This window comes from Methyloceanibacter sp., assembly GCF_035650995.1.
Taxonomy (GTDB): domain Bacteria; phylum Pseudomonadota; class Alphaproteobacteria; order Rhizobiales; family Methyloligellaceae; genus Methyloceanibacter.
Genome location: NZ_DASRGO010000031.1, coordinates 102,852 through 127,644 on the forward strand (window position 1 = coordinate 102,852; position 24,793 = coordinate 127,644).

Below are 24,793 nucleotides of genomic sequence, written 5' to 3' on the forward strand. Positions count from 1 at the left end.
GGGACGCTGTCCCGCGCGGTCTAGTCTTTGCTAGAACGTTGCCAATGGCGGCTGGGGCAAGTTCGGCGGCGACGCGGCGAGCGTGCCGCTCATCGCGGAGGACGAGGACGTGAGCCTCGATTCGGCGCAGGAGGTTTCGGCGGCGCGCATCGCCGAGCTCGAGATCTGGTTCGGGCGCGTCGATCCCGTTCCCCTCGCTGGCGGGATCACCAACAAGAACTTCATCGTCGAGGATCGCGGCCGCCGCTACGTGGTGCGGGTCGGGAGCGATATTCCGGTGCACGGCATCGTGCGCGCGAACGAGCTCGCGGCGAGCCAGGCGGCCTATCTTGCGGGCTTGAGCCCGCGCGTGGTGCATGCCGAGCCCGGCATTCTCGTGCTCGATTTCATCGAGGGGCGCACCTTCACGCCGGACGACGTGCGCAATCCGGCAAACCTGCCGCGGCTGATCGACATCGTGCGCCGGTGCCATCGCGATGTTCCCCAGCACTTGCGTGGCCCGGCGGCGATGTTCTGGGTGTTTCACGTCGTGCGCGACTATGCGCACACGCTGCGCGAGGCCGGCAGCCCGCACCTTCCCCTTCTTGCCGAACTTCTGACGCGCTCGGCGCGGCTTGAGGCGGCGGTCGGTCCGATCGACGTCGTGTTCGGGCACAACGATCTTCTCGCCGCCAACTTCATCGACGACGGGGAGCGGCTTTGGCTCGTCGATTGGGACTATGCCGGATTCAATTCGCCGCTGTTCGATCTCGGCGGACTTGCCTCGAACAGCGAACTTTCCAAAGAGCAGGCCGAGCTGGCATTGAGCCTCTATTTCGAGAGGCCGGTCGACGATCGCTTGCGGCTTCGCGCCTCGGCCATGACCGCGGCGTCGCTGCTGCGCGAAACCATGTGGAGCATGGTGTCGGAAATCTACTCCACCGTTGACTTCGACTATGCCGCCTACACGGCGGAAAACCTGCGCCGCTTCGAGGCGGCCTATGCGGCCTATCTCGCGATGGATCGAACATGACCGAACTGCCCTCCTCAGCCAAGACCGTGATCATCGGCGGAGGCATCGTCGGCTGCTCCGTGGCCTATCACCTCGGACGGATGGGCCAGACCGACGTGCTCCTACTCGAACAGGGGAAGCTCACCTGCGGCTCGACCTGGCATGCGGCGGGGCTGGTCGGCCAGTTGCGCACGAGCGCCAACATCACCCAGCTCCTCGGCTATTCCGTCGCGCTCTACGAGCGGCTCGAACAGGAGACCGGGCTTGCCACGGGGTGGAAGCGGAACGGAGGCTTGCGCCTTGCCTGCAATCCCGAGCGCTGGATCGAGGTGAAGCGCCAGGCGACGACCGCCACCTCGTTTGGGCTTGAGATGCATCTGCTCGACGCCAAGGAAGCGCAGAAGCTGTGGCCATTGATGCAAATCGATGACGTGGTCGGCGCCGCATTTCTTCCCACCGACGGACAAGCCTCGCCATCCGATATCGCCATGTCGTTGGCAAAGGGCGCGCGCCAGAAGGGCGTCACCATTGCCGAGGAGGTCAAGGTCACCGGGATCGAGGTCGAGGGAGGCCGCGTGCGCGCCGTCGTCACCGACAAGGGGCGCATTACGTGCGAGAAACTGGTGATCGGCGCCGGGCAGTGGTCGCGCGAGATCGGGCAGAAGGCCGGCGTCAACATCCCGCTCGTCTCGGTGCAGCATCAATATCTGATCACTGAGGCGATCGATGGTGTCACATCGAACCTGCCGACGCTGCGCGATCCCGACCGTCTCACCTATTGGAAGGAGGAGGTGGGCGGCCTTGTCATGGGCGGCTATGAGCCCAATCCCATGCCGTGGGCCGAGCGCGGGCTTCCCGATCGCTTCGAGTTTCAGCTTCTCGAGGACGATCTCGAGCATTTCGAGCCGCTGCTCGAGCTCGCCATCGGCCGCGTGCCGGCGATGCAGACCGCCGGCATCAAGCAGTTCATCAACGGACCGGAAAGCTTCACGCCCGACGGCAACTTTATTCTCGGCGAGGCGCCCGAGGTGCGCGGCATCTTCGTCGGAACCGGTTTCAACGCCTTCGGCATCGCCTCGGGCGGAGGCGCCGGCATGGCGCTTGCCGAATGGGTAGCCAAGGGCGAGCCGCCCTACGATCTCTGGCCGGTCGACATCCGCCGCTTCGGCAAAAATACGCTCGACACGAATTGGGTGAGGACGCGCACGCTCGAAGCCTACGCCAAGCACTACACAATGGCCTGGCCGTTCGAGGAGCATCACTCGGGGCGCCCGTTGCGCCGCTCGCCGCTTTACGACCGACTCAAGGCACAAGGGGCCTCTTTCGGCGAGAAGCTCGGCTGGGAGCGTCCGAACTGGTTTGCCGATCTCGCTGGCGGCGAGACGCCCGAAGATCGTTACAGCTACGGCCGCCAGAACTGGTTCGCCGCGGTCGGGCGCGAACATGCGGCGGCGCGGGAGCGCGTCGCCGTGTTCGACCAGACTTCGTTCGCCAAGTTCGTGGTGACCGGCCGCGATGCCGAGGCGGCGCTGTCGTGGATCTGCGCCAACGACGTCGCCAAGCCCGCAGGTCACCTCGTCTATACGCAGATGCTGAATGCCCGCGGCGGCATCGAATGTGATCTGACTGTCGGCCGTCTGTCGGAGACCGAGTACTACATCGTGACCGGCACCGGCTTCGCCACGCACGACTTCGACTGGATCTCGCGCTCGATTCCCGATGGGCTCGACGCCCGCGTAGTCGACGTCACCTCCGCTTATGCCGTTCTTTCGGTGATGGGCCCGCGTTCGCGCGATGTGCTACAGGCTCTGACCGACCATGACCTGTCGAATGGCGCCTTTCCGTTCGGCAGGGCGAAGCGAATGACGCTTGCCGATGCGCCGTTGCTCGCGCTTCGCGTGACCTATGTCGGCGAGCTCGGCTGGGAGCTGCACATCCCGGTGGAGTTTGCGCTTACCGTGTACGACGCGCTCATGGCCGAGGGACAACGCCACGGCATTGCCAACGCCGGCTATCGTGCCATCGAGTCGCTGCGGCTGGAGAAGGGCTACCGCGCCTGGGGCGCGGACATCGGACCTGACCATTCGCCGCTCGTTGCCGGGCTCGGCTGGGCGGTGAAGCTCAAATCGAATCGACCATTTCAGGGACGCGAAGCGCTCGAGGCCCAGGCGAACGGCAAGCTGCCGCGCCTGCTTGCAGGCTTCACCACCGATCCTTCGATCGTGCTCTTGGGCCGGGAAACGATCTACCGCGACGGCAAGCGCGTCGGCTGGCTGTCGAGCGGCGGCTACGGCTACACGGTCGGCCGGTCGATCGGCTACGGCTACGTGCGCGATCCGGAAAACGGAGTCGATCGAAACAAGGTGCTCTCCGGCCGCTACGAGCTTGAAGTCGCCACGGAGCGGGTGCCGGCAGAGGTATTCCTCGACCCGCTCTACGACCCGACAATGTCGCGAATTAAGAGTTGAGGGCTTTCGTTCCCGGTGCTCAAATTGGCGGCGGGATTCTCGTGGGGACGACAGAGAGGTCGGCCCGTAGGCTTAGGCCTCGTTAGCGGAGCGGGCAAATGCCGGACAACATTGCCGGGAAGCGCTACGAAGGCGGGGTTTCCTACCAATCGACCGATAAGGACTATTTCGACCAGCGCGAGCTGAGGCGCCACGCCGGCGTCTTTTACTTGTGGGCGCTCGGGGTCGCCGCGGTGATCTCCGGCGATTTCTCCGGCTGGAACCTCGGCTTTGCCGTGGGCGGCTGGGGCGGCATGTTCGTTGGCACCGTCGTCATCACCATCATGTATCTCGGACTGACCTATTCGATCGCCGAAATGAGCCCGGCGTTGCCGCATACCGGCGGGGCCTATTCCTTTGCGCGAACGGCATTCGGACCGTGGGGCGGCTTCATCACCGGCGTCGCCGAGAACATCGAATACGTGCTCACGCCAGCGGTAATCGTCTATTTCATCGGCACCTATCTCACCGCGATCTTCGAAACGCCGCCCGCGTTGCAGCCCATTTGGTGGGGCTTGGGGTATATCGTCTTCATCGCCGCCAATACGCGCGGCGTCGAGCTGTCGTTCCTGGTCACGGCGACGGTGACCCTGCTCGCGATGCTCATTCTTATCGTGTTCTTCGTGAGCGCCATCCCGTTCTTGGACTTCGGGAAATACGCCATGAATATCGGCGCCGATGCCAACGGGGCGGCGGTGGAGCTGCCCGACGGCAACGGTCCGTTCCTACCGTTCGGTCTGCACGGCGTGCTTGCCGCCATGCCGTTTGCGGTGTGGCTGTTTCTCGCCATCGAGCAGCTGCCGCTCGCGGCCGAGGAATCGGAAGACCCGAAGCGCGACATGCCGCGCGGCATCATGCTCGGCATGTTCACGCTGATCGCGCTCGGGTTCCTGGTCCTTTTCATCAACCCGGCGATCCCGATCGAGCGCCAACTGGTCGATGCCGCAACGAGCACGGTGACCACGGTGCACGGCGCATTTGCGCTCGGCACCTCTGGCGAGCCGATCCTCGACGGGTTTCGCGCCATCTTCGGCTCGAACTGGGCGAAGATGCTGAGCTTGCTCGCGGTGTGCGGGCTGGTGGCGAGCTTCCACGCCATCATCTTCGCCTACGGACGGCAGATCTATTCGCTGTCGCGGGCGGGCTATTTCCCGCATTTCCTGTCCGTGACGCACGGCGTGCACAAGACGCCGAACGTGGCCCTCATCGGCGGCGGGCTGCTCGGGCTCGCGGTGATGCTGGTGGTGTGGTTCAGCATGGGCGGGGAGGCGGCGGGTTCGTTCATCGGCGGCGTTCTACTCAACATGGCGGTGTTCGGCGCGATGTTTTCCTATCTGCTCCAGTCGCTCACCTTCGTTCAACTGCGGAGGAGATTTCCGAACATCGAGCGGCCCTACCGGAGCCCGTTCGGCGTGCCGGGCGCTCTCCTCACCACCACCATCGCCATCGTGACGATCGCCTTCCAGCTCACCGACCCGGTCTATCGCACCGGCGTGATCGGAGTCGCCGTCTGGTACGCGCTCGCGATCCTCTATTTCGCGGTGCATGGACGGAAGTCGCTCGTGTTCTCGCCGGAGGAGGCGTTTGCGCTGAAGCATCGCGGAGAGGCCGCGCTCAAGTCGCGGAGCTAGACGCCGCGGGACGGCGGCCCGCAATGGACTCGCGCGCGCTTCTATTGACAAGTTGCGGCAACACTGCTGCCTTCCCGCGGCCAAGCTGGCGCATTCGTCGGATCCTTGAGAGTTTCCCCGCCATGAGCGACCACACGCAAAAGATCATCTCCCCGGTCGACGGCTCGGTCTATGCCGAGCGGCCGATCGCGCGCGACGCCGAGATCGACGCTGCGGTGTCGTCCGCGCGCGCGGCGCTCCCCGAATGGAGAGCCGTCCCGATCAAGAAGCGTGCCGACTACATGCTCGCCTTTCTCGATGCGCTGGTCGCCATGAACGACGAGATCACGGTCGAGCTTGCCTGGCAGATGGGCCGCCCCGTGCGCTACGGCGGCGAGAGGCGCGCGGCCGAGGAGCGGGTCCGCGCCATGGCGGCGATGGCCGAGGAGGCGCTCAAGCCTTACGTGCCGCCGGAAACGCCCGGCTTCCGGCGCTATATCGCGCGCGAGCCGCTCGGCATCGTGCTGGTGATTGCGCCATGGAACTATCCCTATCTCACCGCGCTCAACACTATCGTGCCGGGACTTCTTGCCGGCAACGCCATTATCCTCAAGCATGCGGTGCAGACGCTGCTCGTGGGCGAGCGCATCGACCAAGCCTTCCGCCGGGCCGGCCTGCCCAAAGGCTTGTTCCACAATCTGGTGATGAGCCACGAACAGACCGAGGCGCTGATCCGCTCCGGGCGGATCGACCACGTCAATTTCACCGGATCGGTCGCGGGCGGCCGGGCCATCGAGCGAGCAACTGCTGGCACGTTCGCTTCGCTCGGGCTCGAGCTCGGCGGCAAGGATCCCGCCTATGTGCGCGCCGACGCCAAGCTCGATCACGCCATCGAAAATCTCGTCGACGGCACGTTCTACAACTCCGGCCAATGTTGCTGCGGGGTCGAGCGCATCTACGTCGACGCCGGCGTCTACGACGATTTCGTCGCGGGCTTCGCCGATCTCACGCGGAAATACGTGGTCGGCAATCCGCTCGATCAGGCGACGACCCTCGGACCGATGGCGCGGAGTTCGTTCGCCGATACGGTGCGGGAGCAGATCGCCGAGGCGCGGCGCAAGGGCGCCACCGCGCTCATCAACATGAAGGTCGATGGCGACCGGCCTGGCTCGCCTTATCTTGCGCCCGAGGTGCTCGTCAATGTCGATCACCAAATGGAGGTGATGCGCGAGGAGAGCTTCGGCCCGGTGGTCGGCATCATGAAGGTGCGGGACGACGAGGAAGCGATCACCCTGATGAACGACAGCCCGTATGGCCTGACCGCCTCGATCTGGACGCAAGACATGGAGCGCGCGGCCGAGATCGGCGCGCGCATCGAGACAGGCACCGTGTTCATGAACCGGTGCGACTATCTCGATCCGCATTTGACCTGGACCGGGGTCAAGGACACGGGGCGCGGGACGACGCTCTCGAAATACGGTTTCGACGCGCTGACGCAGCCGAAGAGCTTTCACCTCCGCGCGGTATGATCAGTCGCGCCGAGACTTGCCGCGCCGAGAATTGCACCGGCACGCCACCCCGTCGATGAAGGCTTCGACCGAGGCGGCAAACGTCGCGTCGCGATCGAGCGCCTTGAAGGCGGGGACGAGCGCAAGCGTTGCCGGGTAGGCGAGGGAGTCTAGCGCCTTGAGCTCGGCCTCGGCCGACTTGTCGATCGGGCGCAGGAGCCCCTCGGCTTCGGCCAAGGCGTAACCGAGGATGAAGGCGTAGAAGGCAAGCCCGAGTCCCGCCGCTTCGGCGTCGCACAGGCCAGCGTGCCTCAGCGCCCGGTACACCACCTCGCTCGAGGCATGGTCGGCGGGACCCGTGGCGTGGAAGCGGAAGTGCAAGGGAAAAATGCGAGGATGGCGGCGGGCGAGGTCGCGATAGGCGGCAGCCACGCGGCGGAGGTCCTCGCGCCAGTCGCCGCTCGGCTCGGGCAGTTCAACCGTAGCGAGCGCCTGGTCGGCGATGCGCCGCAGCAGCTCCTCTTTCGAGCCGAAATGATGCAGCACGGTCATCGGGTCGACGCCCATGCAAAGCCCTAGTTTCCGCACGGAAAAGCCCGCTTCCCCGTCGCGCGACAGCAGGTCGAAGGCGGCGGCGAGGATCGTATTCTTGTCGAGCCCGCGCCGCCCCCGCGGCCGGGGGCCTGCCTTGCCTGCACTCGCCTTGCGTACCGTTCGCGTTGACAATTCTACACCGTAGCCAATAAAATCTTCGCCGTAGCCATACCCGCGGATTGACCCCTGTCAAGGCTGCCACGCGGGTCTGGCGAGAGTGGGCGCGGGCTTTGATGTCGGTTTCCCGGATTTCGGTTATCTCGCACGGGCCATGCAGGAAGAGCGTCCTGCTCCTGCTCTGCGCCCGCATCGGCTACACGCCCCACGCCAGCTTCCAGCGCTGAACGTACGGCCCCCGGGCCAGGCTAATTGCTGGAGGTTTCCATGGTGACGAATCAATATCAGACCGCGCAAATTAAAGAGCTCGACGCTCTCCATCATCTGCATCCTTTTACCGACCACAAGTCGCTTCGCACCGGCGGTGCGCGCGTCATCGTGCGCGGGGAGGGGCCTTACATCTTCGACAGCGAAGGCCATCGCATTCTCGACGGCATGGCGGGCTTGTGGACCACCAATGTCGGCTACGGGCGCAAGGCGCTCGCCGAGGCGGCCTACAAGCAGATGCTCGATCTGCCCTATTACAACACCTTTTTCCGCACTACCCATCCGCCGGTCGTAGCGCTCGCTCGCAAGCTCGCCGAGATCGCCCCAGCCAACCTCAATCAGGTGTTCTTCGGCTCGTCGGGCTCGGAGTCTAACGACACCGCGATCCGCCTCATCCGCCATTATTGGGTGCTCAAGGGCGAGCCCCAGCGGCGCATCATCATCTCGCGCAAGAACGCCTATCACGGCTCGACCATCGCCGCCGGCTCGATGGGCGGCATGGCGCACGTGCATGCGCACAGCTACCCGGTCTACGAGGGGTTCCGACACATCATGGATCCCTATTGGTACGGCGAGGCGAAGGATGGCGAAACGCCCGAGGCATTCGGCCTGCGCGCCGCGCGCGCGCTCGAGGAGGAGATCCTCGCGGTGGGGCCAGAGAACGTCGCTGCGTTCGCCGGCGAGCCGGTGCAGGGCGCGGGCGGGGTCAAGATCGCGCCCGAGACCTATTGGCCCGAGGTGCAGCGCATCATCGACAAATACGGGATCCTGCTGCTGGCCGACGAGGTGATCACCGGCTTCGGCCGGCTCGGCACGTGGTTCGCCTCGCAGCATTACGGGCTCAAGCCGCACCTCATGACCTTCGCCAAGGCGGTGACCTCGGGCTATCTGCCGCTCTCGGGAGTCATCGTGCATGACGAGATCGCCGACACGCTGATGGCGCACGACGACGATTTCCATCACGGCTATACCTTCTCGGGCCATCCGGTCGCCTGCGCCGTCGCGCTCAAGAATCTCGAGATTATGGAGGAGGAGCGCCTCGTCCCGCGGGTCAAGGAGTTCGGCGCTCCGTCGCTCGCCAAGATGCTGGCGAAGTTCAAGGACCATCCGCTGGTCGGTGAGGTGCGTTCCATCGGGCTCCTCGGCGCGATCGAACTCGTGGCTGACAAGCGGACGCGGCGCCGGTTCGACAACCTCGGCCGTGTCGGCCTCATCTGCCGGGATCATTTCTTCCGCGAGGGTTTCATCATGCGCGCGGTGTTCGACACCATGGTCATGGCCCCGCCGCTGATCTGGACGAAAGATCAGTTCGACGAGGCCGAGGCGGTCATCCGCCGCGTGCTCGATCTCACGCTCAGCGACGTCGCCGGCGAGGTGGCTGCATGAGCCGACCGATTGTCGTCATTCCGGCCTGCACCAAGGTGATCGACGAGGATGTGTTCGATGCCGTGGGCCGCAAATATTCGACGGCAATCGCGGAGGTGGCCGAGTGCCAGCCGCTGCTCGTGCCGGTCGGCGCGGGCGCGACCGACATTGGCGCCGTTCTGGACGTGGCCGACGCCGTTCTTCTCACGGGCAGCCTCTCGAACGTCGCGCCGGAGCATTACGGCGAGGAAGCGCCGATCGATCCCGACGCCCTCGATCCCTTGCGCGATGCGGTGACCCTTCCGCTTATCCGCGCCGCGGTCGAACGCAAGACGCCGCTCTTCGCCATCTGCCGCGGTGTCCAGGAGTTGAACGTCGCGCTCGGCGGCACGCTGCATCAGGCGGTGCACGCGGTCGACGGACACAAGGACCATCGCGCCAAGCAGGATGTTCCGCTCGACGAGGCCTACGGTCCGGTCCATCCCGTCGTCTTGCGCGGCAGGCTGCGCGACTGGATCGGACGCGACGAGATCATGGTCAACTCGCTGCATGGGCAGGGCATCGCCCGTCTCGGGAACGGCCTCAAGCCCGAGGCGTTCGCCGAGGACGGGCTGATCGAAGCCGTGCGCGGACCCGACGACGGCGCCTTCTGCCTCGGCGTGCAGTGGCACCCCGAGTGGTCGGCGCGCTCTAACGAAGTTTCCAAATCTCTGTTCCGCCGGTTCGGCGCGGCAGCAAAAGGTCACGCGCTATGACAGCTCGGCGGCTCACCGCAGACGAAACACAAGCCTTCCTCGAGGCCAACCCCGCGGTCCAGTGGATCGACGCCTTCCTGTTCGACATGAACGGCGTGCCGCGCGGCAAGCGTATCCGCAGGTCCGATCTCGCCGGTGTCGCCAAGAAGGGTCTGTTGATGCCGGCCTCGGTGTTCATCATGGACCCGCTCGGCAATTGCATCGAGGAAACGGGGCGGCTGTGGGAGACGGGTGATCCCGACCGTCAATGCCATCTCCTCGGCGGAACGCTTTCGGCGCTTCCAGTCGGCGACGGCAGGCACGCACAAGTCGTGATGGCGGTCGACGGCAAGGAGGAACTCGACCCGCGCACCGTGCTCGCCAATCAGGTTGAGCGTTTCGCCCGCGTAGGCCAGACCCCGGTCGTCGCGGTCGAACTCGAGTTCTACGTTACCAAGCGCGGCAAGAACGGCGCTTTCGTGCTCAGCACGCCCGACGGCCTCTCCGACGATCCGTGCCGTCCGCTCACCTTCGGCTTCGAGGAGATGGACGCGCTCTCCGCCTTCATCGACGATGTCTACCGTATCTGCGAGGTCCAGGGCCTGCTGGTCGACGCGGTCATGCAGGAGTCGGGGCCCGGCCAGTTCGAGATCAATCTCAAACACCGCCCCGATGCGCTCGTTGCCGCGCTCGAGGGTCTGCTCTTGAAGCGCGCGGTGAAGGCCGCGGCGCGGGCGCACGGGCTCGACGCCACCTTCATGGCGAAGCCCCATCACGATTGGGCCGGCTCGGGCATGCATATTCATTTGAGCCTGGTCGACCAATCGGGGCAGAATCTGTTCGCGGGCGATCCCGTCTCCAAGCTGTTCCTGCACGCGCTCGGCGGCATGCGCGAGTCGATGGCCGATTTCATGGCGATCTGGGCCCAGTCGGCCAACGCCTACCGGCGCTACGTGCCGAAGTCCTACGTGTCGCTCGCGGCGCATTGGGGCTTCAACAACCGCACCGTGGCGCTGCGCGTTCCCCGCGATAACGGGGCCGCGACCCGCATCGAGCATCGTGTTGCGGGCGCCGACGCCAATCCCTATCTCGTCATCGCCGCCATTCTTGCCGGGATGTGGCACGGCATCGCCAACGAGACCGATCCGGGCCCCGCGGCTGAGGGCAACTCGGAGACGATCGATGCGCCGCCGCTGCCGATCGCCTGGGTCAACGCGCTCGATCTCTTCCAACGCTCGCCCATCGTGCGCGGGGCCTTCGGCTCCTCGTTCCAGGAGGTATTCTCCCGGTTGAAGCAGAGCGAGCGCAGCAATTTCGAGCGCATCGTCACGCCGCTCGATCACCTCTGGTATTCCCAGGTCGCGTGAGGCCGGACATCGCCCACGCCGACGGAGACGAACGATGAACATGATCTTCAAGAAGTTTCCGACCGCGGCCCTGATCGACGGGGAGTGGGTCACCTCGCCCAAAACCTTCACTGTCACCGATCCCGCGACCGGCGCCGAGATCGCGCGCGTTCCTGATCTCGGCGCCAAGGAGGCGGCGCGCGCCGTCGATGCCGCGTCACGCGCGTTTCCGGCGTGGTCGGCCAAGACCGCCAAGGAGCGCGCCGCGATTCTCAAGCGCTGGTTCGATCTCGTGACGGCCGAGACGGAGAGCCTCGCCCAGCTGATGACCGCCGAGCAGGGCAAGCCGCTCGCCGAGGCGCGGGCCGAAGTGGGCTACGGCGCCTCGTTCGTCGAGTGGTTCGCCGAGGAGGGCAAGCGCGCCTACGGGCACACCATTCCGACCACCGCGGCCTCCAAGCGCTACATCACCATCAAGCAGCCGATCGGCGTGTGCGCGGCGATTGCGCCGTGGAACTTCCCCATCGCCATGATCACGCGCAAAGTGGCGCCGGCGCTTGCCGCGGGGTGCACCGTGGTGGTGAAGCCCGCGGCCGAGACGCCGCTCTCAGCGCTCGCCGTGGCCAAGCTCGGCATGGATGCGGGACTCCCTCCTGGCGTGCTCAACATCGTGACCACAACGGATGCGCCGGCGGTCGGCAAGGTGTGGTGCGATGATCCCAGAGTGCGCAAGCTGTCCTTCACCGGCTCGACCGAGGTCGGCAAGATTCTCTACCGCCAATGCGCCGGCACGGTGAAGAAGCTCACGCTCGAGCTCGGCGGCAACGCGCCGCTCCTCGTGTTCGACGACGCCGATCTCGACCAGGCGGTGGCGGGCGCCATGGCCTCGAAATATCGCAACGCCGGCCAGACTTGCGTCTGCGCCAACCGCATCCTGGTTCAGTCCGGAATCTATGACCGTTTCGCCGGAGCGCTGGTCGAAGCGGTGAAGAAGCTGTCGGTCGGGCCGGGATCCGAGCCTGGCATCAATATCGGTCCGTTGATCACGAGCGAGGCGGTCGCCAAGGTCGAGACGCTGGTGGACGATGCGGTCAAGAAGGGTGCCAAGGTGCTGACCGGCGGCAGCGTCGATAAGGCCGGGCCGCTGTTCTACCGCCCGTCGGTCGTGGGCGACGTGCGACCCGACATGGAGATCGTGCGCGAAGAGATCTTCGGGCCCGTGGCGGCGCTGGTCCGCTTCGACACCGAGGAGGAGGCGGTCAGGATCGCCAACGACACGCCGTTCGGCCTAGCCGCCTATCTGTTCAGCGAGAACCTCGCCCGCGCCTGGCGCGTGGCCGAGAAGCTCGACGCCGGCATGGTCGGCGTCAACGAAGGCATCTTCTCGAACGAGGTGGTGCCGTTCGGCGGCGTCAAGGAATCCGGACTTGGCCGCGAGGGCGCAGCCGAAGGTTTGGATGAATATCTCGAGATCAAATATATTTGCCTGGGTGGGATCGATGCATGATTGGTCACGTCCGGGCAGGAATTGCCTATGGATTGAGCTTGGCCGTCCGGCTTGCACGCGGCCATACTCGATGACGTGCAGTTTTTTCCGGCCTAGGAGCGAACCAGCCGCAAGCACAGGGGAGAAGTGAGTATGACCGACGATCCGAACGCCAAGTCTTTCACCGCCTCGCGACGCTCAATTCTGAAAGGTCTCGGCGCTGCCGCGATCGGCATCACACTCTCGGGCAGGACGCGCCGTGCCTTCGCCGAGGAGGAGAAGAAGCTCAATTTCTATAACTGGGACACCTATATCGGCGAAACCACGCTCGAGGACTTCAAGGATGCGAGCGGCATCGACGTCAATATGAGCCTGTTCGCCACGAATGACGAATTGTTCGCCAAGCTCCGCGCCGGCAATCCCGGCTACGACGTGATCGTCCCCGGCAGCGAGTTCGTCGAGCGTATGATCCAGGCCGACATGCTTGAGCCGCTCGACCACGCCAAGATCCCCAACATCAAGAACGTCTCGCCCGAGTTCATCAACGACGCGCCCTACGATCCCGGCCGCAAATACTCGATGCCCTATACTTGGCTCGTCATCGGCATCGGCTACCGCAAGTCGAAAGTGAAGGGCGTGCCGGACAGCTGGAAATATCTCTTCGATTCCGATCAGTACAAGGGCCGCATCGCCGTCATGTCGGACGCGAGCGAGCTTTTCCGCAACTGCTTCAAATATCTCGGCAAGTCCATCAACGACTCCTCGCCCGAGCTGATCAAGCAGGCGGAGGCCGTGCTTACCAAGCAGAAGCCGAACATCAAGTCGTTCCACGAGGACAACGGCCAGGACCTCCTGCTGTCGGGCGAGGTCGACGTGGTGATGGAGTACAACGGCGATATCGCGCAGGTCATGAAGGAGGACGACGATCTCGACTTCGTGGTGCCGAAGGAAGGCGCGATGCGCCAGTCGGATACGCTCGCCATTCCGAAGGGCGCGCCGCATCCGGAGAATGCGCTCAAGTTCATCAACTTCATCTTGGATGCCAAGACCGGGGAAGAGATCACCAAGACGATCCTCTATCCGTCGCCCAACGCCGCGGCCGTGGCGCTGATGCCGGCGTCCTACAAGGACAATCCGGTGATCTTCCCGCCGGCCGACGTGATGGCCAAGTGCGAGTATCCGCGCTACCTCGGACCCGAGTTCACGCGCGAACTCGACGACGCCATGACCAGGCTGCGCGCGTCGTAACGAAGCGGAGGCGCGCGGCTGACGCGAGAAACAGGAGCGAAGAGGGAGCCGAGCCGTCCATGGCGTCCCAGAAACAAGAGCAAAGGCTCAGCTTTCTGGCAACGGCGATTCCGCCGGTCGCCTGGATCGTCGTCTTCTTCCTTGCTCCGCTCGCGATCGTGTGGGCCTACAGCTTCGGCGAGAATGCGGGCCTCACCGAGGTCGATATCAGCGGCACGTTTGCCAATTACGAACGCGCGCTGCAGCCGCTCTATCTCGGCATCTTCACCAAATCGGTGGTGATCGCGGCGCTGACGACGCTGCTTTGTCTCGTCGTCGGCTTCCCGGTCGCGCTCGCTATCGTGTTCGCGAGCGAGAAGTGGCGGGCATGGCTGCTGCTGCTCATCATGCTGCCGTTCTGGACCAATCTTTTGATCCGCACCTATGCGCTGATGGCGGTGCTGCGCACCGAGGGCTACGTCAACTTCACGCTCGGGTGGCTGTGGGACAACGCGAGTTGGTTCATGACGCTGGTGGGGCTCGAGCCGCTCGGCGATTTCACGCCGTTGCAACTGCTCTACACCAACTTCGCCGTAATCGTTGGCCTCGTCTATGTCCACCTGCCGTTCATGGTGCTGCCGCTCTACGCCGCGCTCGACCGGCTCGACAAGTCGCTGATCGAGGCGAGCCTCGATCTCGGCGCCGGCCATCTGCGCACGCTGTACTCGATCGTGATGCCGCTCGCGCTGCCCGGCATCATCTCCGGCATCATCATCACCTTCGTGCCGGCGCTCGGCGCCTATCTCACGCCGGACCTGCTCGGCGGCCCCGACAGCCAAATGATCGCCAATGTGATCGAGCGGCAGTTCAAGGTGGCCAACGACTGGCCGTTCGGCGCGGCGCTGTCGTTCTTGCTGATGTACGCGACCTTCGCCGCGATCGCGCTGCGCGCCTATTTCAGCCGCGGCAAGACGGCCGACGGGCACGGGTTCTGACCATGGCCAAGCAACGCCGCGCCCCGCTCGAATATAACAGCATGTGGCAGATACGGGTCTGGCTGTTTTTCGTGTTCTTCTTTCTCTACGCGCCGCTCGTGGCGCTGATGGCGTTCAGCTTCAACGACAGCAAGCGCAACACGGTATGGCGGGGCTTCACCCTCAACTACTATCACAAGCTCTTCAATGATCAGGCGCTTCAGATCGCCTTCGCCAACTCATTGATGATTGCGTTCATGGCGACGCTGGTGTCGCTCGTGATCGGGGCGCTCGCGGCGGTGTTGCTGTGGCGCTACCGGTTCACCGGCAAGACGGCGGTCGAGGGCGCCTTCACCTTGCCGATCGTGGTGCCGGAGATCTGCATGGGGGTCGCCATGCTGTTGTTCTTTACCCGCGTCCTCCCCTGGCCCAACGATCTCATATGGCCGTTCAGCCTCGGATCGATCACCATCGCGCATGTGTCATTCTGCTTTCCCTTTGTTGCGCTCGTCGTCGGCGCGCGGCTCGCAAGCTTCAACAAGGAGCAGGAGGAGGCGGCGCGCGATCTCGGCGCCAACGATTGGCAGGCGTTTCGCGACGTTCTCTTGCCGCATATGCGCCCGGCGTTGATCGCCGGCGCTCTCCTGTCCTTCACGCTGTCGCTCGACGATTTCGTGATCACGTTCTTCACTTCGGGACCTGATACGATCACGTTCCCGGTCAAGGTCTATTCGATGCTGCGCTTCTCGGTGACGCCGGAAGTCAACGCCGCATCGACCATGCTGATCCTGATCACCATCGCTCTGATGGCGATGATGATGGTGATACAGGGCCGCGAGCGTAAGTAGCCGCAAGGGGTGGATGACGTGGACCAGAAGCTCGCCAACGCCAATATGGGCGCCGTCAAACCGATCATCAGCTTCCGCAACATCACCAAGCGGTGGGGATCGACGGTCGCGGTGGACAATGTGAGCCTCGACATCGTGCCGGGCGAGTTCTTCGCCCTGCTCGGCCCGTCGGGTTGCGGCAAGACGACGTTGCTGCGCATGCTCGCGGGGCTCGAGATTCCGACCGAAGGGCAGATTCTGATCGACGGCCAGGACATGGCCGACATTCCGCCCAACAAGCGCGCCGTGAACATGGTGTTCCAGTCCTATGCGGTGTTTCCCCATATGACGGTCGCCGACAACGTCGCCTACGGGCTCAAGATCGATGGTGTACCGAAGCCCGAGAGGGACAGACGGGTGCAGGAGGCGCTCGACCTCGTCCAGCTCGGCCATCTCGGCGAGCGCATGCCCGATCAGCTGTCGGGCGGGCAGCGCCAGCGCGTGGCGCTCGCGCGCGCGCTGGTCAAGAAGCCCAAGGTGCTCCTGCTCGACGAGCCGCTCTCGGCGCTCGACGCCAAGCTGCGCGAGGCGATGCGCTTCGAGTTGTCGCAGCTCCAGCAAAAGGTCGGTATCACCTTCATCATGGTAACGCACGATCAGGACGAGGCGCTCGCCATCGCCTGCCGCATCGCGGTGATGAACAAGGGGTCGATCGCCCAGCTCGGCACGCCGTCAGATCTCTATGAGTTCCCGTCGTCGCGCTTTGTCGCCGACTTCCTCGGATCGGTGAACATGTTCGAAGGCAAGATCGTAAGCGACAAGCCCGACGAGGCGGTGGTGACTTGCCCCGAGCTCGATCCGTACCCCGTGCACGTGCCGCATTCGGTGCCGGGCCAGGAGAATTCCGCGGTGTGGGTGGCCATCCGCCCGGAGAAGATGAACCTCAACAAAGATGCGCCGCGCGCGCCCTCGGTGCCCGAGTGCCCGGACGCGCACAACGTTGCCAAGGGGCAGATCAAGGACATCTCCTATCTCGGCGATATTTCCATTTATCACGTGCAGCTTGCCAGCGGCCGGTTGATCAGAGTATCGCGTCCCAACCGCTCGCGCTTCGATCAGGACCACTTCAGCGCGGGCGAGACGGTGTGGATCAGCTGGGTCGGCTCGAGCCCGGTCGTGCTCCAGTCCTGACCGCTTCACGTTGCAGCAACACCAATCTTCCCGGGAGAACGGAACGCCCCATGCCAACGTCTGCTGAGCTTCACGAGCGGAGGCAAGCGGCCGTCGCGCGCGGCGTCGCCCATGCCACCTCGATTTACGCCAAGCGCGCCAAGAATGCCGAGATCTGGAGCGAGGACGGCAAACGCTACATCGATTTCGGTGCGGGCATCGCCGTGGTCAACACCGGTCATCAGCATCCCAAGATCGTTGCCGCCGTCGAGGAGCAACTCAAGGCGTTCAGCCATGTCTGCTTCCAGGTGACGCCGTACGAATCCTATGTGAGCCTTGCCGAGCGCCTGAATGCGATCGCGCCGGTCGAACGCCCGGCCAAGACGATGCTGGTCTCGACCGGTGCCGAGGCGGTCGAGAATGCGATCAAGATCGCGCGCGCCTTCACCGGCCGTCCGGGGATCGTCTCCTTCAGCGGCGGGTTTCACGGCCGGACGCTGATGGGCATGGCGCTTACCGGCAAGGTGGTGCCGTACAAGAAGGGCTTCGGGCCGTTTCCCGCCGACGTCTATAACGTTGCGTTTCCCAACACCTATCACGGGGTGACCAGCGAAGAGAGCCTCGCCTCGCTCAAGTCCCTGTTCAAATACGTGGCGGACCCTTCGAGCATCGCCGCCGTCATCGTCGAGCCGGTGCAAGGTGAGGGGGGCTTCTACATCGCCCCATTCGATTTCCTGCGCGCGCTGCGGGCAATCTGCGACGAGCACGGCATCCTCTTGATCGCCGACGAGATTCAGACGGGCTTCGCCCGTACCGGAAAGATGTTCGGGCTCGAGCATTCGGGCGTCAAAGCCGACGTGGTCAGCATGGCCAAGGGGCTTGCCGGCGGCTTCCCGCTCTCGGCCATCACCGGCCGCGCCGAGGTGATGGACGCAGCCAATCCGGGCGGCCTCGGCGGCACCTATGCCGGCAGCCCGATCGCCTGCGCGGCGGCGCATGCCGTGCTCGACGTGATCGAGGAGGAGAAGCTCTGCGACCGGGCCAACGCGATCGGCGCCATCATCCTCGACCGCTGCAACAAGATCAAAAACTCCAATCTCAATTGCGTCGGCGACGTACGCGGCCTCGGCGCCATGTGCGCCATCGAGCTGGTCAAGGACAAGGCGAGCGCCGAGCCGGCGCCGCAGCTCACGCAGGCCTTGATGAAGACCGCCAACGAGAACGGACTTATCCTGCTTTCCTGTGGTACATACGGGAACGTCATCCGCTTCCTCGTGCCCTTGACCGCGAGCGATACCATCGTCGGGGAGGGCATGGATATTTTCGAAGCGAGCCTCACCGAAGCCGTGAACCGGGTCGCGTGAGCTTCCAAATTTCTTGAATCGATACAGACATCAGGACCTCACATGAGCGCGAAGCTTGCGACCAACGACCTCGAAGCTTTTTGGATGCCGTTCACCGCGAACCGGCAATACAAGAAGGCGCCGCGGCTGCTCGTCAGCGCCGAGGGCATGTATTACACGGCGAGCGACGGACGCCGCGTGCTCGACGGCACGGCGGGACTGTGGTGCGTCAATGCCGGGCATTGCCGGCCGAAGATCGTCGAGGCGGTGAGGAAGCAGGTCGGCCAGCTCGACTACGCCGGCAGTTTCCAGATGGGCCACCCCATCGCCTTCGAATGCGCTTCCAAGCTCGTCAACGTGGCGCCAGAAGGCTTCAACCACGTGTTCTTCACCAACTCGGGCTCCGAGTCGGTCGAGACCGCGCTCAAGATCGCGCTCGCCTATCACCGCGCCAAGGGCAACGCCTCCAAGACGCGCCTGATCGGCCGCGAGCGCGGCTATCACGGGGTGAATTTCGGCGGCACATCGGTCGGCGGCATCCCGAACAACCGCAAATGGTTCGGCGCGCTGCTCTCGGGCGTCGACCACATCCGCCACACCCACGATCTCGCCCGTAACGCCTTCTCCCGCGGCGAGCCCGAGCACGGCGCGGAGTTCGCCGACGATCTCGAGCGCCTCGTGGCGCTGCACGACGCCTCGACCATCGCCGCGGTCATCGTCGAGCCGGTGGCGTGCTCGACCGGCGTGCTCGTGCCGCCCAAGGGCTATCTCAAGCGGCTCGCCGCCATCTGCGCCAAGCACGACATCCTGCTCATCTTCGATGAGGTCATTACCGCCTTCGGCCGCCTCGGCGCGCCGTTCGCGGCCGACTATTTCGGCGTCTCGCCCGACATCATCACCACCGCCAAGGGCGTGACCAACGGCACCATCCCCATGGGCGCGGTGTTTGTGAAGGCGAAGATTCGCGAGGCGTTCCTGCAAGGGCCGGAGGAGGTCATCGACCTGTTCCACGGCTACACCTATTCCGGCCATCCCGTGGCGTGCGCCGCCTGCATCGCCACGCTCGAGACATATAAAGAAGAGGGACTGCTCACGCGCGCGGCCGAGCTTGCGCCCTATTGGCAGGAGGCGGTGCACTCGCTAAAAGGCCTGCCGCACGTCATCGATCTCCGCAATATCGGCCTGATCGGCGCCATCGAGTTCGAGCCGATTCCCGACGCTCCCGGCAAGCGCGCGCATGCGCGCTTCGTCGAGGCGTTCAATCGCGGACTCCTCACCCGCGCGACCGGCGACATCATCGCGCTGTCGCCGCCGCTCATCATCGAGAAGCGCGAAATCGATCAGCTGTTCGACATTTTCTCCGGCGTGCTCAAGTCGGTGGCCGACTAAAGAAGGGATCGCGTTTCCATGAATATCCTTCAGAACGCCATCGATGGACGGAAAGTCGCCTCGTCGTCCCGACGACGGGCCGCCGTTTATAATCCCGCGACGGGCGAGCAGATCGCCGAAGTGCCGCTCTCGACCGCCGCGGAGGTTGACGCCGCGGTGGCCGCCGCCAAGAAGGCTGCGGCGAGCTGGGGCGCCATGCCGCCGCTCAAACGCATCCAGCCGATGTTCCGCTTCAGGGAGCTGCTGCAGCGGCACGCCGATGAGATCGCGCGCAAGATCTCGGAGGAGCACGGCAAGACCCATGCCGACGCCAAGGGCGAGCTCTCGCGCGGCATCGACGTGGTCGATTTCGCCTGCGGCATTCCGCATCTTCTCAAGGGCGAGTTCAGCCGCAATGTCGGCCCCGAGATCGACAGCTGGTCGGACCGGCAGCCGCTCGGCGTCGTCGCCGGCATCACGCCGTTCAACTTCCCGGCCATGGTGCCGATGTGGATGTACCCGGTGGCGATTGCCTGCGGCAACGCCTTCGTGCTCAAGCCGTCGGAGCGCGATCCGTCGACCTCGATGCTGGTGTGGGACCTCTTCCAGGAAGCCGGCTTCCCGGCCGGCGTTCTCAACGTCGTGCATGGCGACCGGGAAGCGGTCGACGCCATCCTCGATCATCCCGACATCAAGGCGGTGAGTTTCGTCGGCTCCACCCCGGTCGCCGAACACGTCTATACGCGCGGCTCGGCTTCGGGAAAACGCGTGCAGGCGCTCGGCGGCGCCAAGAATCACATGATCGTCATGCCCGACGCGGATATCGACCAGGCCGCTGATGCGCTGATGGGAGCGGGCTTCGGCTCGGCCGGCGAGCGGTGCATGGCGATCTCGGTCGCCGTCCCGGTCGGCGAGAAGACCGGAGACATGCTGGTCGAGGCTCTGGCGCCGCGTATTCGCACCCTGAAGGTCGGTCCCGCCACCGATCCTCAGTCGGAGATGGGGCCGGTCATCACGGCCGAGGCCAAGCAGCGCATCGAAGGCCTGATCGGCCGGGGCGTGAGCGAAGGTGCCGAGCTTGTCGTCGACGGGCGGGGCCTAAAGCTCCAGGGCTACGAGAACGGATACTTCTTGGGCGGCACGTTGTTCGACCGCGTCAGGAAGGACATGACCATCTACAAGACCGAGATCTTCGGCCCGGTGCTCTGCGTCGTGCGCGCCGAGCGGTTCGACGACGCCGCCGACCTCATCAACGGCCACGAATACGGCAACGGCACTGCGATCTTCACCCGCGACGGCGACGCCGCGCGCGCCTTCGCCGACCAGATCGAAGTGGGCATGGTCGGCATCAACGTGCCGATCCCGGTTCCGGTCGCCTATCACTCGTTCGGCGGCTGGAAGCGGTCGCTGTTCGGCGATCATTCGATCTACGGGCCCGAAGGCGTGCGCTTCTATACGCGGCTCAAAACGGTGACCGCACGCTGGCCGAACGGCATCCGGGCCGGCGCCCAGTTCCATTTCCCGAGCCTGAAATAAGAAGCCGGTCCGCTCGAGGGAGGAGCGGACCGGCTTGAGACGGACGCGATGGGGGGATTGCGTCCGCTGGGGTTGGATTACTTTAAGCCGCGCGCAACGCCCTCGCGTTCTCGATCCGGTCGAAGCCGAGCGAGGCCGCAACCGCGGAATGCATGATGCGGCCGTCGCGCACGTTGAGGCCTGCGGCGAGATGCTTGTCGTCATCGAAGGCGGCGAGGCCCCGATCGGCGAGCTTGATCACGAAGGGCAGCGTCGCGTTATTGAGCGCCTGCGCCGAGGTGACAGGAACCGCGCCCGGCATGTTCGCCACGCAATAATGGATGATGCCGTCGACCTCGAAGGTCGGGTCGGCATGGGTCGTGGGCCGGGAGGTCTCGAAGCAGCCGCCCTGGTCGATCGAGACGTCGACCAGAACCGCGCCGCGCTTCATGTGCTTGAGCATGTCGCGGGTGACGAGCTTCGGCGCGCTCGCGCCGGCAACCAATACCGCGCCGACCACGACGTCGGCGGCGAGCACTTCCGTCTCGATGGTGTCGAGCGTCGAGGCGAGCGTACGCACGCGGCCCTCGAACAGCTCGTCGAGCTGGCGCAGCCGGGGGAGCGAGCGATCGATGATGGAAACTTCGGCGCCAAGACCGGCTGCCATGCGCGCGGCATGGGTGCCGACCACGCCGCCGCCGAGCACGACCACCTTGGCGGGACGCACGCCCGGCACGCCGCCCATCAGCACGCCGCGTCCGCCGGTCGGACGGCGAAGCGCAATGGCGGCAGCCTCGATGGCGAGACGGCCTGCGACCTCGCTCATCGGCGCGAGCAGCGGCAGCCCGCCATGTGCGTCGGTCACGGTCTCATAGGCGATGGCTGTCGCACCCGACTCCATCAGACCGAGCGCCTGCTCGGGATCGGGAGCGAGATGCAAGTAGGTGAACAGGATCTGATGCGGCTTCAGCCGGCGATACTCGACCGCCTGCGGCTCCTTGACCTTGACGATCATCTCGGCCTCGGCAAACACCGCTTCGGCCGTCGGCACGATCCGCGCGCCGGCCTTCTCGTAGGTCGCGTCGTCGGCGAAGATGCCGGCCCCGGCACCAGACTGCACGATGACTTCGTGCCCGCGCGCGACGAGCTCGCGGACCGAGCCCGGTACGAGTCCTACCCTGAACTCATTGCATTTGATCTCTGTCGGAACGCCAATGCGCATGATGACCTCCGATGGCGGCGGGTGCTTCCTCAATTGCCGGAAGGTGCCACGAATCGGGCAAAGATTGCTGGCATTCTACGGTGTAGAATGGTATGTTTGCGCAATATTTCTGCGCAAATTGACTGTTAGGCGCCGGAAAATGACCGAAAGGGAACTCGACGCGCTGGATCGCGCCATCCTCGCCGCACTGCTCGAGGACGGCCGGTTGAGCCAGGTCGAGCTTGCCGAGCGCATCCCCTTGTCGGCGACGGCGATTGCCCGGCGTATCCGCGCGCTCGAAGAGGATGGCGTCATCCAAGGCTATCAGGCGCGCATCAACCGCGATGCCATCGGGCTCGGCATGACGGTCATCGTGCATGTCGGGCTGAACAGCCAAAGCGAAGACGTGCTCAAGGCGTTCGAGGCGGCCGTCGCCCGCGCGCCGTCGGTGGTGTCGTGCCGTCTGATGTCCGGGGAGGACGACTATCTCGTCACCGTCATGGCGCGCGACCTCGCCGATTACGAACGCATTCACAAGGAGCAGCTCTCGCGGCTACCTGGCGTGGCGCGACTCAAGTCGAGCTTCGTGCTCAGGGAGGTAGCGACCCGGCCGCTGCCAGCTTCGTGCTTGTTGCCGTGACGGCGCACCGAGCGCTTCGCGTCGACACATGGTTGCAGGGCCACTTTGGGCCTGCGCCATAAACTTTTCAGCGGGCCCCTTCGTCTGCTATATTCTACGCTGTCGAATTAGTCCGGGGGCGGCAGACGATGCCACTCTACATCTCACGTCCCGATGTCTCGAGGGCGCCGCCCTAAGAGGTCCGCAGCCAGACATCCTCTCGCGCCCAGCCTCAGACTGCCTCGTGTACGGAACCTTTCCTTCATCGCAACGACTTGGTGCTCGTTATGTCGCGTACGCCGTTATTCGCCGCTGTAAAGAGAGCTCTTGCCCAAGCATCGCATGAGAATGGCATCGCTTTTCCGCGAACCTCGGCGCTGACGCGACGCCGCTTGTTGCGACTCTCGGCGGCGGCGGTGGGGGCTGCAGCCTTGGCGCCCATTACGGATTGGAGCGCTTACGCCAAGAAGCCGGAGCGGCACAAGAAGCCGAGACCGAAAACGGTCGCCATCGTCGGCGGCGGCGTCGCCGGGCTGACCGCCGCCTACCGGCTTCAGAAGGCGGGAGCATCGCCGGTGCTGTTCGAGGCGAGCAATCGCTGGGGCGGCCGCATGTTCACCATGTACGATTTTTACAAAGGTATGTTCTGCGAACTCGGGGGCGAATTCGTCGACACCGATCACGAGGATCTCCAGAAGCTCGGCAAGGAACTCGGCGTCGAGATGCAGGACCTCACCACCGACGGCGGGGAGGATCTCTATTTCTTCAAGGGCGAGTTTCACACGCCCAAGGACATGATCGATCCCAAGAAAAAGAGCGGCGCCTTTGCCCCCATCGCCAAGCAGATCGCCAAGGACGCGGGCAAGCTGACCGACAAACACGACAACTGGACGGCGCTCGCCGAGAAGCTCGATCAGACGAGTCTCAAGGACTATCTCGAACAATTCCGCGGCAAGACCGACGACTGGGCGGTCGACCTGCTCGACGTGGCGTACAACATCGAGTACGGGCTCGAGACCAAGGATCAGTCGAGCCTCAACATGGTGGACTTCATCACCACCGATCTGAGCAAACCTTTCTCGATGTTCGGCGAGAGCGACGAGGTCTATCGCATCAAGGGCGGCTCGTCGGCACTGATTACGGCGCTGGTTAACGCGCTTCAGGGCAACATCGACATGAAGCAGGGCTTTGCGCTGACCGGGCTCGACCAGAAGGACGGCCAGATCGTCATGAATTTCGATGCGCCGGGCGGCGCACAGCAGGTCAGCTACGACGCGGTGATCCTCGCCCTGCCGTTCACCAAGCTCCGCCAGGTCAGCGGCCTCGACAATCTCGGATTGTCGGCGGACAAGTTGAAGTGCATCCGCGAGCTGGGCTACGGCATCAACGCCAAGATCATGAACGGCACCACCTCGCGCGTCTGGCGCAAGCCCGACTCCGGGCTGCCCGCGCCGTCCAACGGCACGTTCTATTCCGATCTCGGCTTTCAGAATCTATGGGAAACGAGCCGGGCACAGCCGGGCGAAGCGGGGATCATCACCAATTATCTCGGCGCCAAGCCCGGACTCACCGACGCCAAGTCGGCGCTCGACGCTTTCCGCGCCGACCTGCCCAAAATGTCGCAGACGATGGTCGGCAGCCTCGATCCGAATGCGGTCGCCTCGTGGTTCTGGGCCGTCTATCCCTTCACCCTCGGAAGTTACGCCGGTGCCAAAGTGGGCCAATACACCACACTGCTGGAGGTGGCGGCGGAGCCGGCACTCGACGGCTGCTTGCAATTTGCCGGCGAGCACACCAGCAGCGAATTCCTCGGCTTCATGAATGGCGGCGTGCAGAGCGGCAACCGCGCCGCCAAGGCGCTCACCAAGATCATGGCGCTGCACAAATGAAATTGATCGTCCCAGAGCCGCTACAGATGCGGCCAATGACGGCTTTTTGTGGCGCTTGTGTGCGCCCTGGACTAACATTCTTTGTGGTTTATCGGGGGGTTGCGCGTCCTGTCCAAACCCATCATCCGAAAATCT

19 protein-coding genes are annotated in these 24,793 nt (G+C 64.5%); 17 read left to right on the plus strand and 2 right to left on the minus strand.

Annotated features, from left to right (window positions below):
• Positions 1 to 91: 91 nt before the first annotated feature.
• From VFB18_RS02640 to VFB18_RS02655, 4 genes are all read left to right on the plus strand, one after another.
• Positions 92 to 1,012: a phosphotransferase gene (locus VFB18_RS02640; protein ID WP_324970822.1), complete on the plus strand. Its 921-nt coding sequence runs from the start codon at positions 92 to 94 to the stop codon at positions 1,010 to 1,012.
• Positions 1,009 to 3,459 carry an FAD-dependent oxidoreductase gene (locus tag VFB18_RS02645; protein ID WP_324970787.1) on the plus strand — a complete coding sequence of 817 codons (2,451 nt, stop codon included), beginning with the start codon at positions 1,009 to 1,011 and terminating at the stop codon, positions 3,457 to 3,459. Before VFB18_RS02640 ends, VFB18_RS02645 begins: the two co-directional genes overlap by 4 nt.
• A gap of 98 nt (positions 3,460 to 3,557) precedes the next feature.
• Entirely contained in the window at positions 3,558 to 5,129 is a 1,572-nt protein-coding gene (locus VFB18_RS02650) for an amino acid permease (protein WP_324970788.1), read from the plus strand.
• Between the two features lie 122 nt (positions 5,130 to 5,251).
• Complete coding sequence (locus VFB18_RS02655; RefSeq protein ID WP_324970789.1) at positions 5,252 to 6,637, plus strand: aldehyde dehydrogenase family protein; 1,386 nt, start codon at positions 5,252 to 5,254, stop codon at positions 6,635 to 6,637.
• Here VFB18_RS02655 and VFB18_RS02660 read toward each other — a convergent pair whose 3' ends face one another.
• A complete protein-coding gene (locus VFB18_RS02660) occupies positions 6,638 to 7,342 on the minus strand; it encodes a TetR/AcrR family transcriptional regulator C-terminal domain-containing protein (protein ID WP_324970790.1) in 705 nt (234 codons plus the stop codon).
• Between the two features lie 252 nt (positions 7,343 to 7,594).
• Between VFB18_RS02660 and VFB18_RS02665 the strand changes: the two genes are divergently transcribed.
• The 11 genes from VFB18_RS02665 (at position 7,595) to VFB18_RS02715 (ending at position 20,970) form a co-directional block, all read left to right on the plus strand.
• On the plus strand, positions 7,595 to 8,980 hold the full coding sequence (locus VFB18_RS02665) for an aspartate aminotransferase family protein (RefSeq protein ID WP_324970792.1): 1,386 nt from the start codon (positions 7,595 to 7,597) through the stop codon (positions 8,978 to 8,980).
• Positions 8,977 to 9,714, plus strand: a complete 738-nt coding sequence (locus VFB18_RS02670; protein WP_324970794.1) for a gamma-glutamyl-gamma-aminobutyrate hydrolase family protein — start codon at positions 8,977 to 8,979, stop codon at positions 9,712 to 9,714. Before VFB18_RS02665 ends, VFB18_RS02670 begins: the two co-directional genes overlap by 4 nt.
• Entirely contained in the window at positions 9,711 to 11,060 is a 1,350-nt protein-coding gene (locus VFB18_RS02675) for a glutamine synthetase family protein (protein ID WP_324970796.1), read from the plus strand. The genes VFB18_RS02670 and VFB18_RS02675 overlap by 4 nt, the downstream gene beginning before the upstream one ends.
• Before the next feature lie 34 nt (positions 11,061 to 11,094).
• Positions 11,095 to 12,546, plus strand: a complete 1,452-nt coding sequence (locus tag VFB18_RS02680) for an NAD-dependent succinate-semialdehyde dehydrogenase (protein WP_414675631.1) — start codon at positions 11,095 to 11,097, stop codon at positions 12,544 to 12,546.
• A gap of 132 nt (positions 12,547 to 12,678) precedes the next feature.
• Complete coding sequence (locus VFB18_RS02685; RefSeq protein WP_324970798.1) at positions 12,679 to 13,773, plus strand: spermidine/putrescine ABC transporter substrate-binding protein; 1,095 nt, start codon at positions 12,679 to 12,681, stop codon at positions 13,771 to 13,773.
• Positions 13,774 to 13,832: 59 nt separating this feature from the next.
• On the plus strand, positions 13,833 to 14,747 hold the full coding sequence (locus VFB18_RS02690) for an ABC transporter permease (RefSeq protein WP_324970800.1): 915 nt from the start codon (positions 13,833 to 13,835) through the stop codon (positions 14,745 to 14,747).
• Between the two features lie 2 nt (positions 14,748 to 14,749).
• Positions 14,750 to 15,574: an ABC transporter permease gene (locus tag VFB18_RS02695; protein WP_324970802.1), complete on the plus strand. Its 825-nt coding sequence runs from the start codon at positions 14,750 to 14,752 to the stop codon at positions 15,572 to 15,574.
• Between the two features lie 45 nt (positions 15,575 to 15,619).
• Positions 15,620 to 16,744 carry an ABC transporter ATP-binding protein gene (locus VFB18_RS02700; RefSeq protein ID WP_324970826.1) on the plus strand — a complete coding sequence of 375 codons (1,125 nt, stop codon included), beginning with the start codon at positions 15,620 to 15,622 and terminating at the stop codon, positions 16,742 to 16,744.
• Positions 16,745 to 16,794: 50 nt separating this feature from the next.
• The gene (gene gabT, locus VFB18_RS02705) at positions 16,795 to 18,087 is read left to right on the plus strand and encodes a 4-aminobutyrate--2-oxoglutarate transaminase (protein WP_324970804.1); all 1,293 of its coding nucleotides are present in this window, start codon (positions 16,795 to 16,797) and stop codon (positions 18,085 to 18,087) included.
• A gap of 42 nt (positions 18,088 to 18,129) precedes the next feature.
• Positions 18,130 to 19,455: an aspartate aminotransferase family protein gene (locus tag VFB18_RS02710; RefSeq protein WP_324970806.1), complete on the plus strand. Its 1,326-nt coding sequence runs from the start codon at positions 18,130 to 18,132 to the stop codon at positions 19,453 to 19,455.
• 18 nt (positions 19,456 to 19,473) lie between these two features.
• The gene (locus VFB18_RS02715; protein WP_324970808.1) at positions 19,474 to 20,970 is read left to right on the plus strand and encodes a CoA-acylating methylmalonate-semialdehyde dehydrogenase; all 1,497 of its coding nucleotides are present in this window, start codon (positions 19,474 to 19,476) and stop codon (positions 20,968 to 20,970) included.
• An 82-nt stretch (positions 20,971 to 21,052) separates the two neighbouring features.
• On the opposite strand, the gene ald is transcribed toward VFB18_RS02715, so the two are convergent.
• On the minus strand, positions 21,053 to 22,171 hold the full coding sequence (gene ald / locus VFB18_RS02720) for an alanine dehydrogenase (RefSeq protein ID WP_324970810.1): 1,119 nt from the start codon (positions 22,169 to 22,171) through the stop codon (positions 21,053 to 21,055).
• Positions 22,172 to 22,310: 139 nt separating this feature from the next.
• Between ald and VFB18_RS02725 the strand changes: the two genes are divergently transcribed.
• Both VFB18_RS02725 and VFB18_RS02730 read left to right on the plus strand, forming a co-directional pair.
• Positions 22,311 to 22,790, plus strand: a complete 480-nt coding sequence (locus VFB18_RS02725) for an Lrp/AsnC family transcriptional regulator (protein WP_324970812.1) — start codon at positions 22,311 to 22,313, stop codon at positions 22,788 to 22,790.
• A gap of 410 nt (positions 22,791 to 23,200) precedes the next feature.
• Positions 23,201 to 24,658, plus strand: a complete 1,458-nt coding sequence (locus VFB18_RS02730) for a flavin monoamine oxidase family protein (protein ID WP_324970815.1) — start codon at positions 23,201 to 23,203, stop codon at positions 24,656 to 24,658.
• The last annotated feature ends 135 nt before the right edge of the window (positions 24,659 to 24,793 follow it).

Bases quoted from the DNA above. Each gene is read 5' to 3' on its own strand.
- VFB18_RS02695 (WP_324970802.1), top strand. From the start codon at position 14,750: ATGGCCAAGCAACGCCGCGCCCCGCTCGAATATAACAGCATGTGGCAG.
- VFB18_RS02680 (WP_414675631.1), top strand. From the start codon at position 11,095: ATGAACATGATCTTCAAGAAGTTTCCGACCGCGGCCCTGATCGACGGG.
- VFB18_RS02690 (WP_324970800.1), top strand. From the start codon at position 13,833: ATGGCGTCCCAGAAACAAGAGCAAAGGCTCAGCTTTCTGGCAACGGCG.
- VFB18_RS02715 (WP_324970808.1), top strand. From the start codon at position 19,474: ATGAATATCCTTCAGAACGCCATCGATGGACGGAAAGTCGCCTCGTCG.
- VFB18_RS02670 (WP_324970794.1), top strand. From the start codon at position 8,977: ATGAGCCGACCGATTGTCGTCATTCCGGCCTGCACCAAGGTGATCGAC.
- VFB18_RS02700 (WP_324970826.1), top strand. From the start codon at position 15,620: ATGGGCGCCGTCAAACCGATCATCAGCTTCCGCAACATCACCAAGCGG.
- ald (WP_324970810.1), bottom strand. From the start codon at position 22,171: ATGCGCATTGGCGTTCCGACAGAGATCAAATGCAATGAGTTCAGGGTA.
- VFB18_RS02645 (WP_324970787.1), top strand. From the start codon at position 1,009: ATGACCGAACTGCCCTCCTCAGCCAAGACCGTGATCATCGGCGGAGGC.
- VFB18_RS02665 (WP_324970792.1), top strand. From the start codon at position 7,595: ATGGTGACGAATCAATATCAGACCGCGCAAATTAAAGAGCTCGACGCT.
- VFB18_RS02685 (WP_324970798.1), top strand. From the start codon at position 12,679: ATGACCGACGATCCGAACGCCAAGTCTTTCACCGCCTCGCGACGCTCA.
- VFB18_RS02655 (WP_324970789.1), top strand. From the start codon at position 5,252: ATGAGCGACCACACGCAAAAGATCATCTCCCCGGTCGACGGCTCGGTC.
- VFB18_RS02650 (WP_324970788.1), top strand. From the start codon at position 3,558: ATGCCGGACAACATTGCCGGGAAGCGCTACGAAGGCGGGGTTTCCTAC.
- VFB18_RS02725 (WP_324970812.1), top strand. From the start codon at position 22,311: ATGACCGAAAGGGAACTCGACGCGCTGGATCGCGCCATCCTCGCCGCA.
- VFB18_RS02710 (WP_324970806.1), top strand. From the start codon at position 18,130: ATGAGCGCGAAGCTTGCGACCAACGACCTCGAAGCTTTTTGGATGCCG.
- VFB18_RS02675 (WP_324970796.1), top strand. From the start codon at position 9,711: ATGACAGCTCGGCGGCTCACCGCAGACGAAACACAAGCCTTCCTCGAG.
- gabT (WP_324970804.1), top strand. From the start codon at position 16,795: ATGCCAACGTCTGCTGAGCTTCACGAGCGGAGGCAAGCGGCCGTCGCG.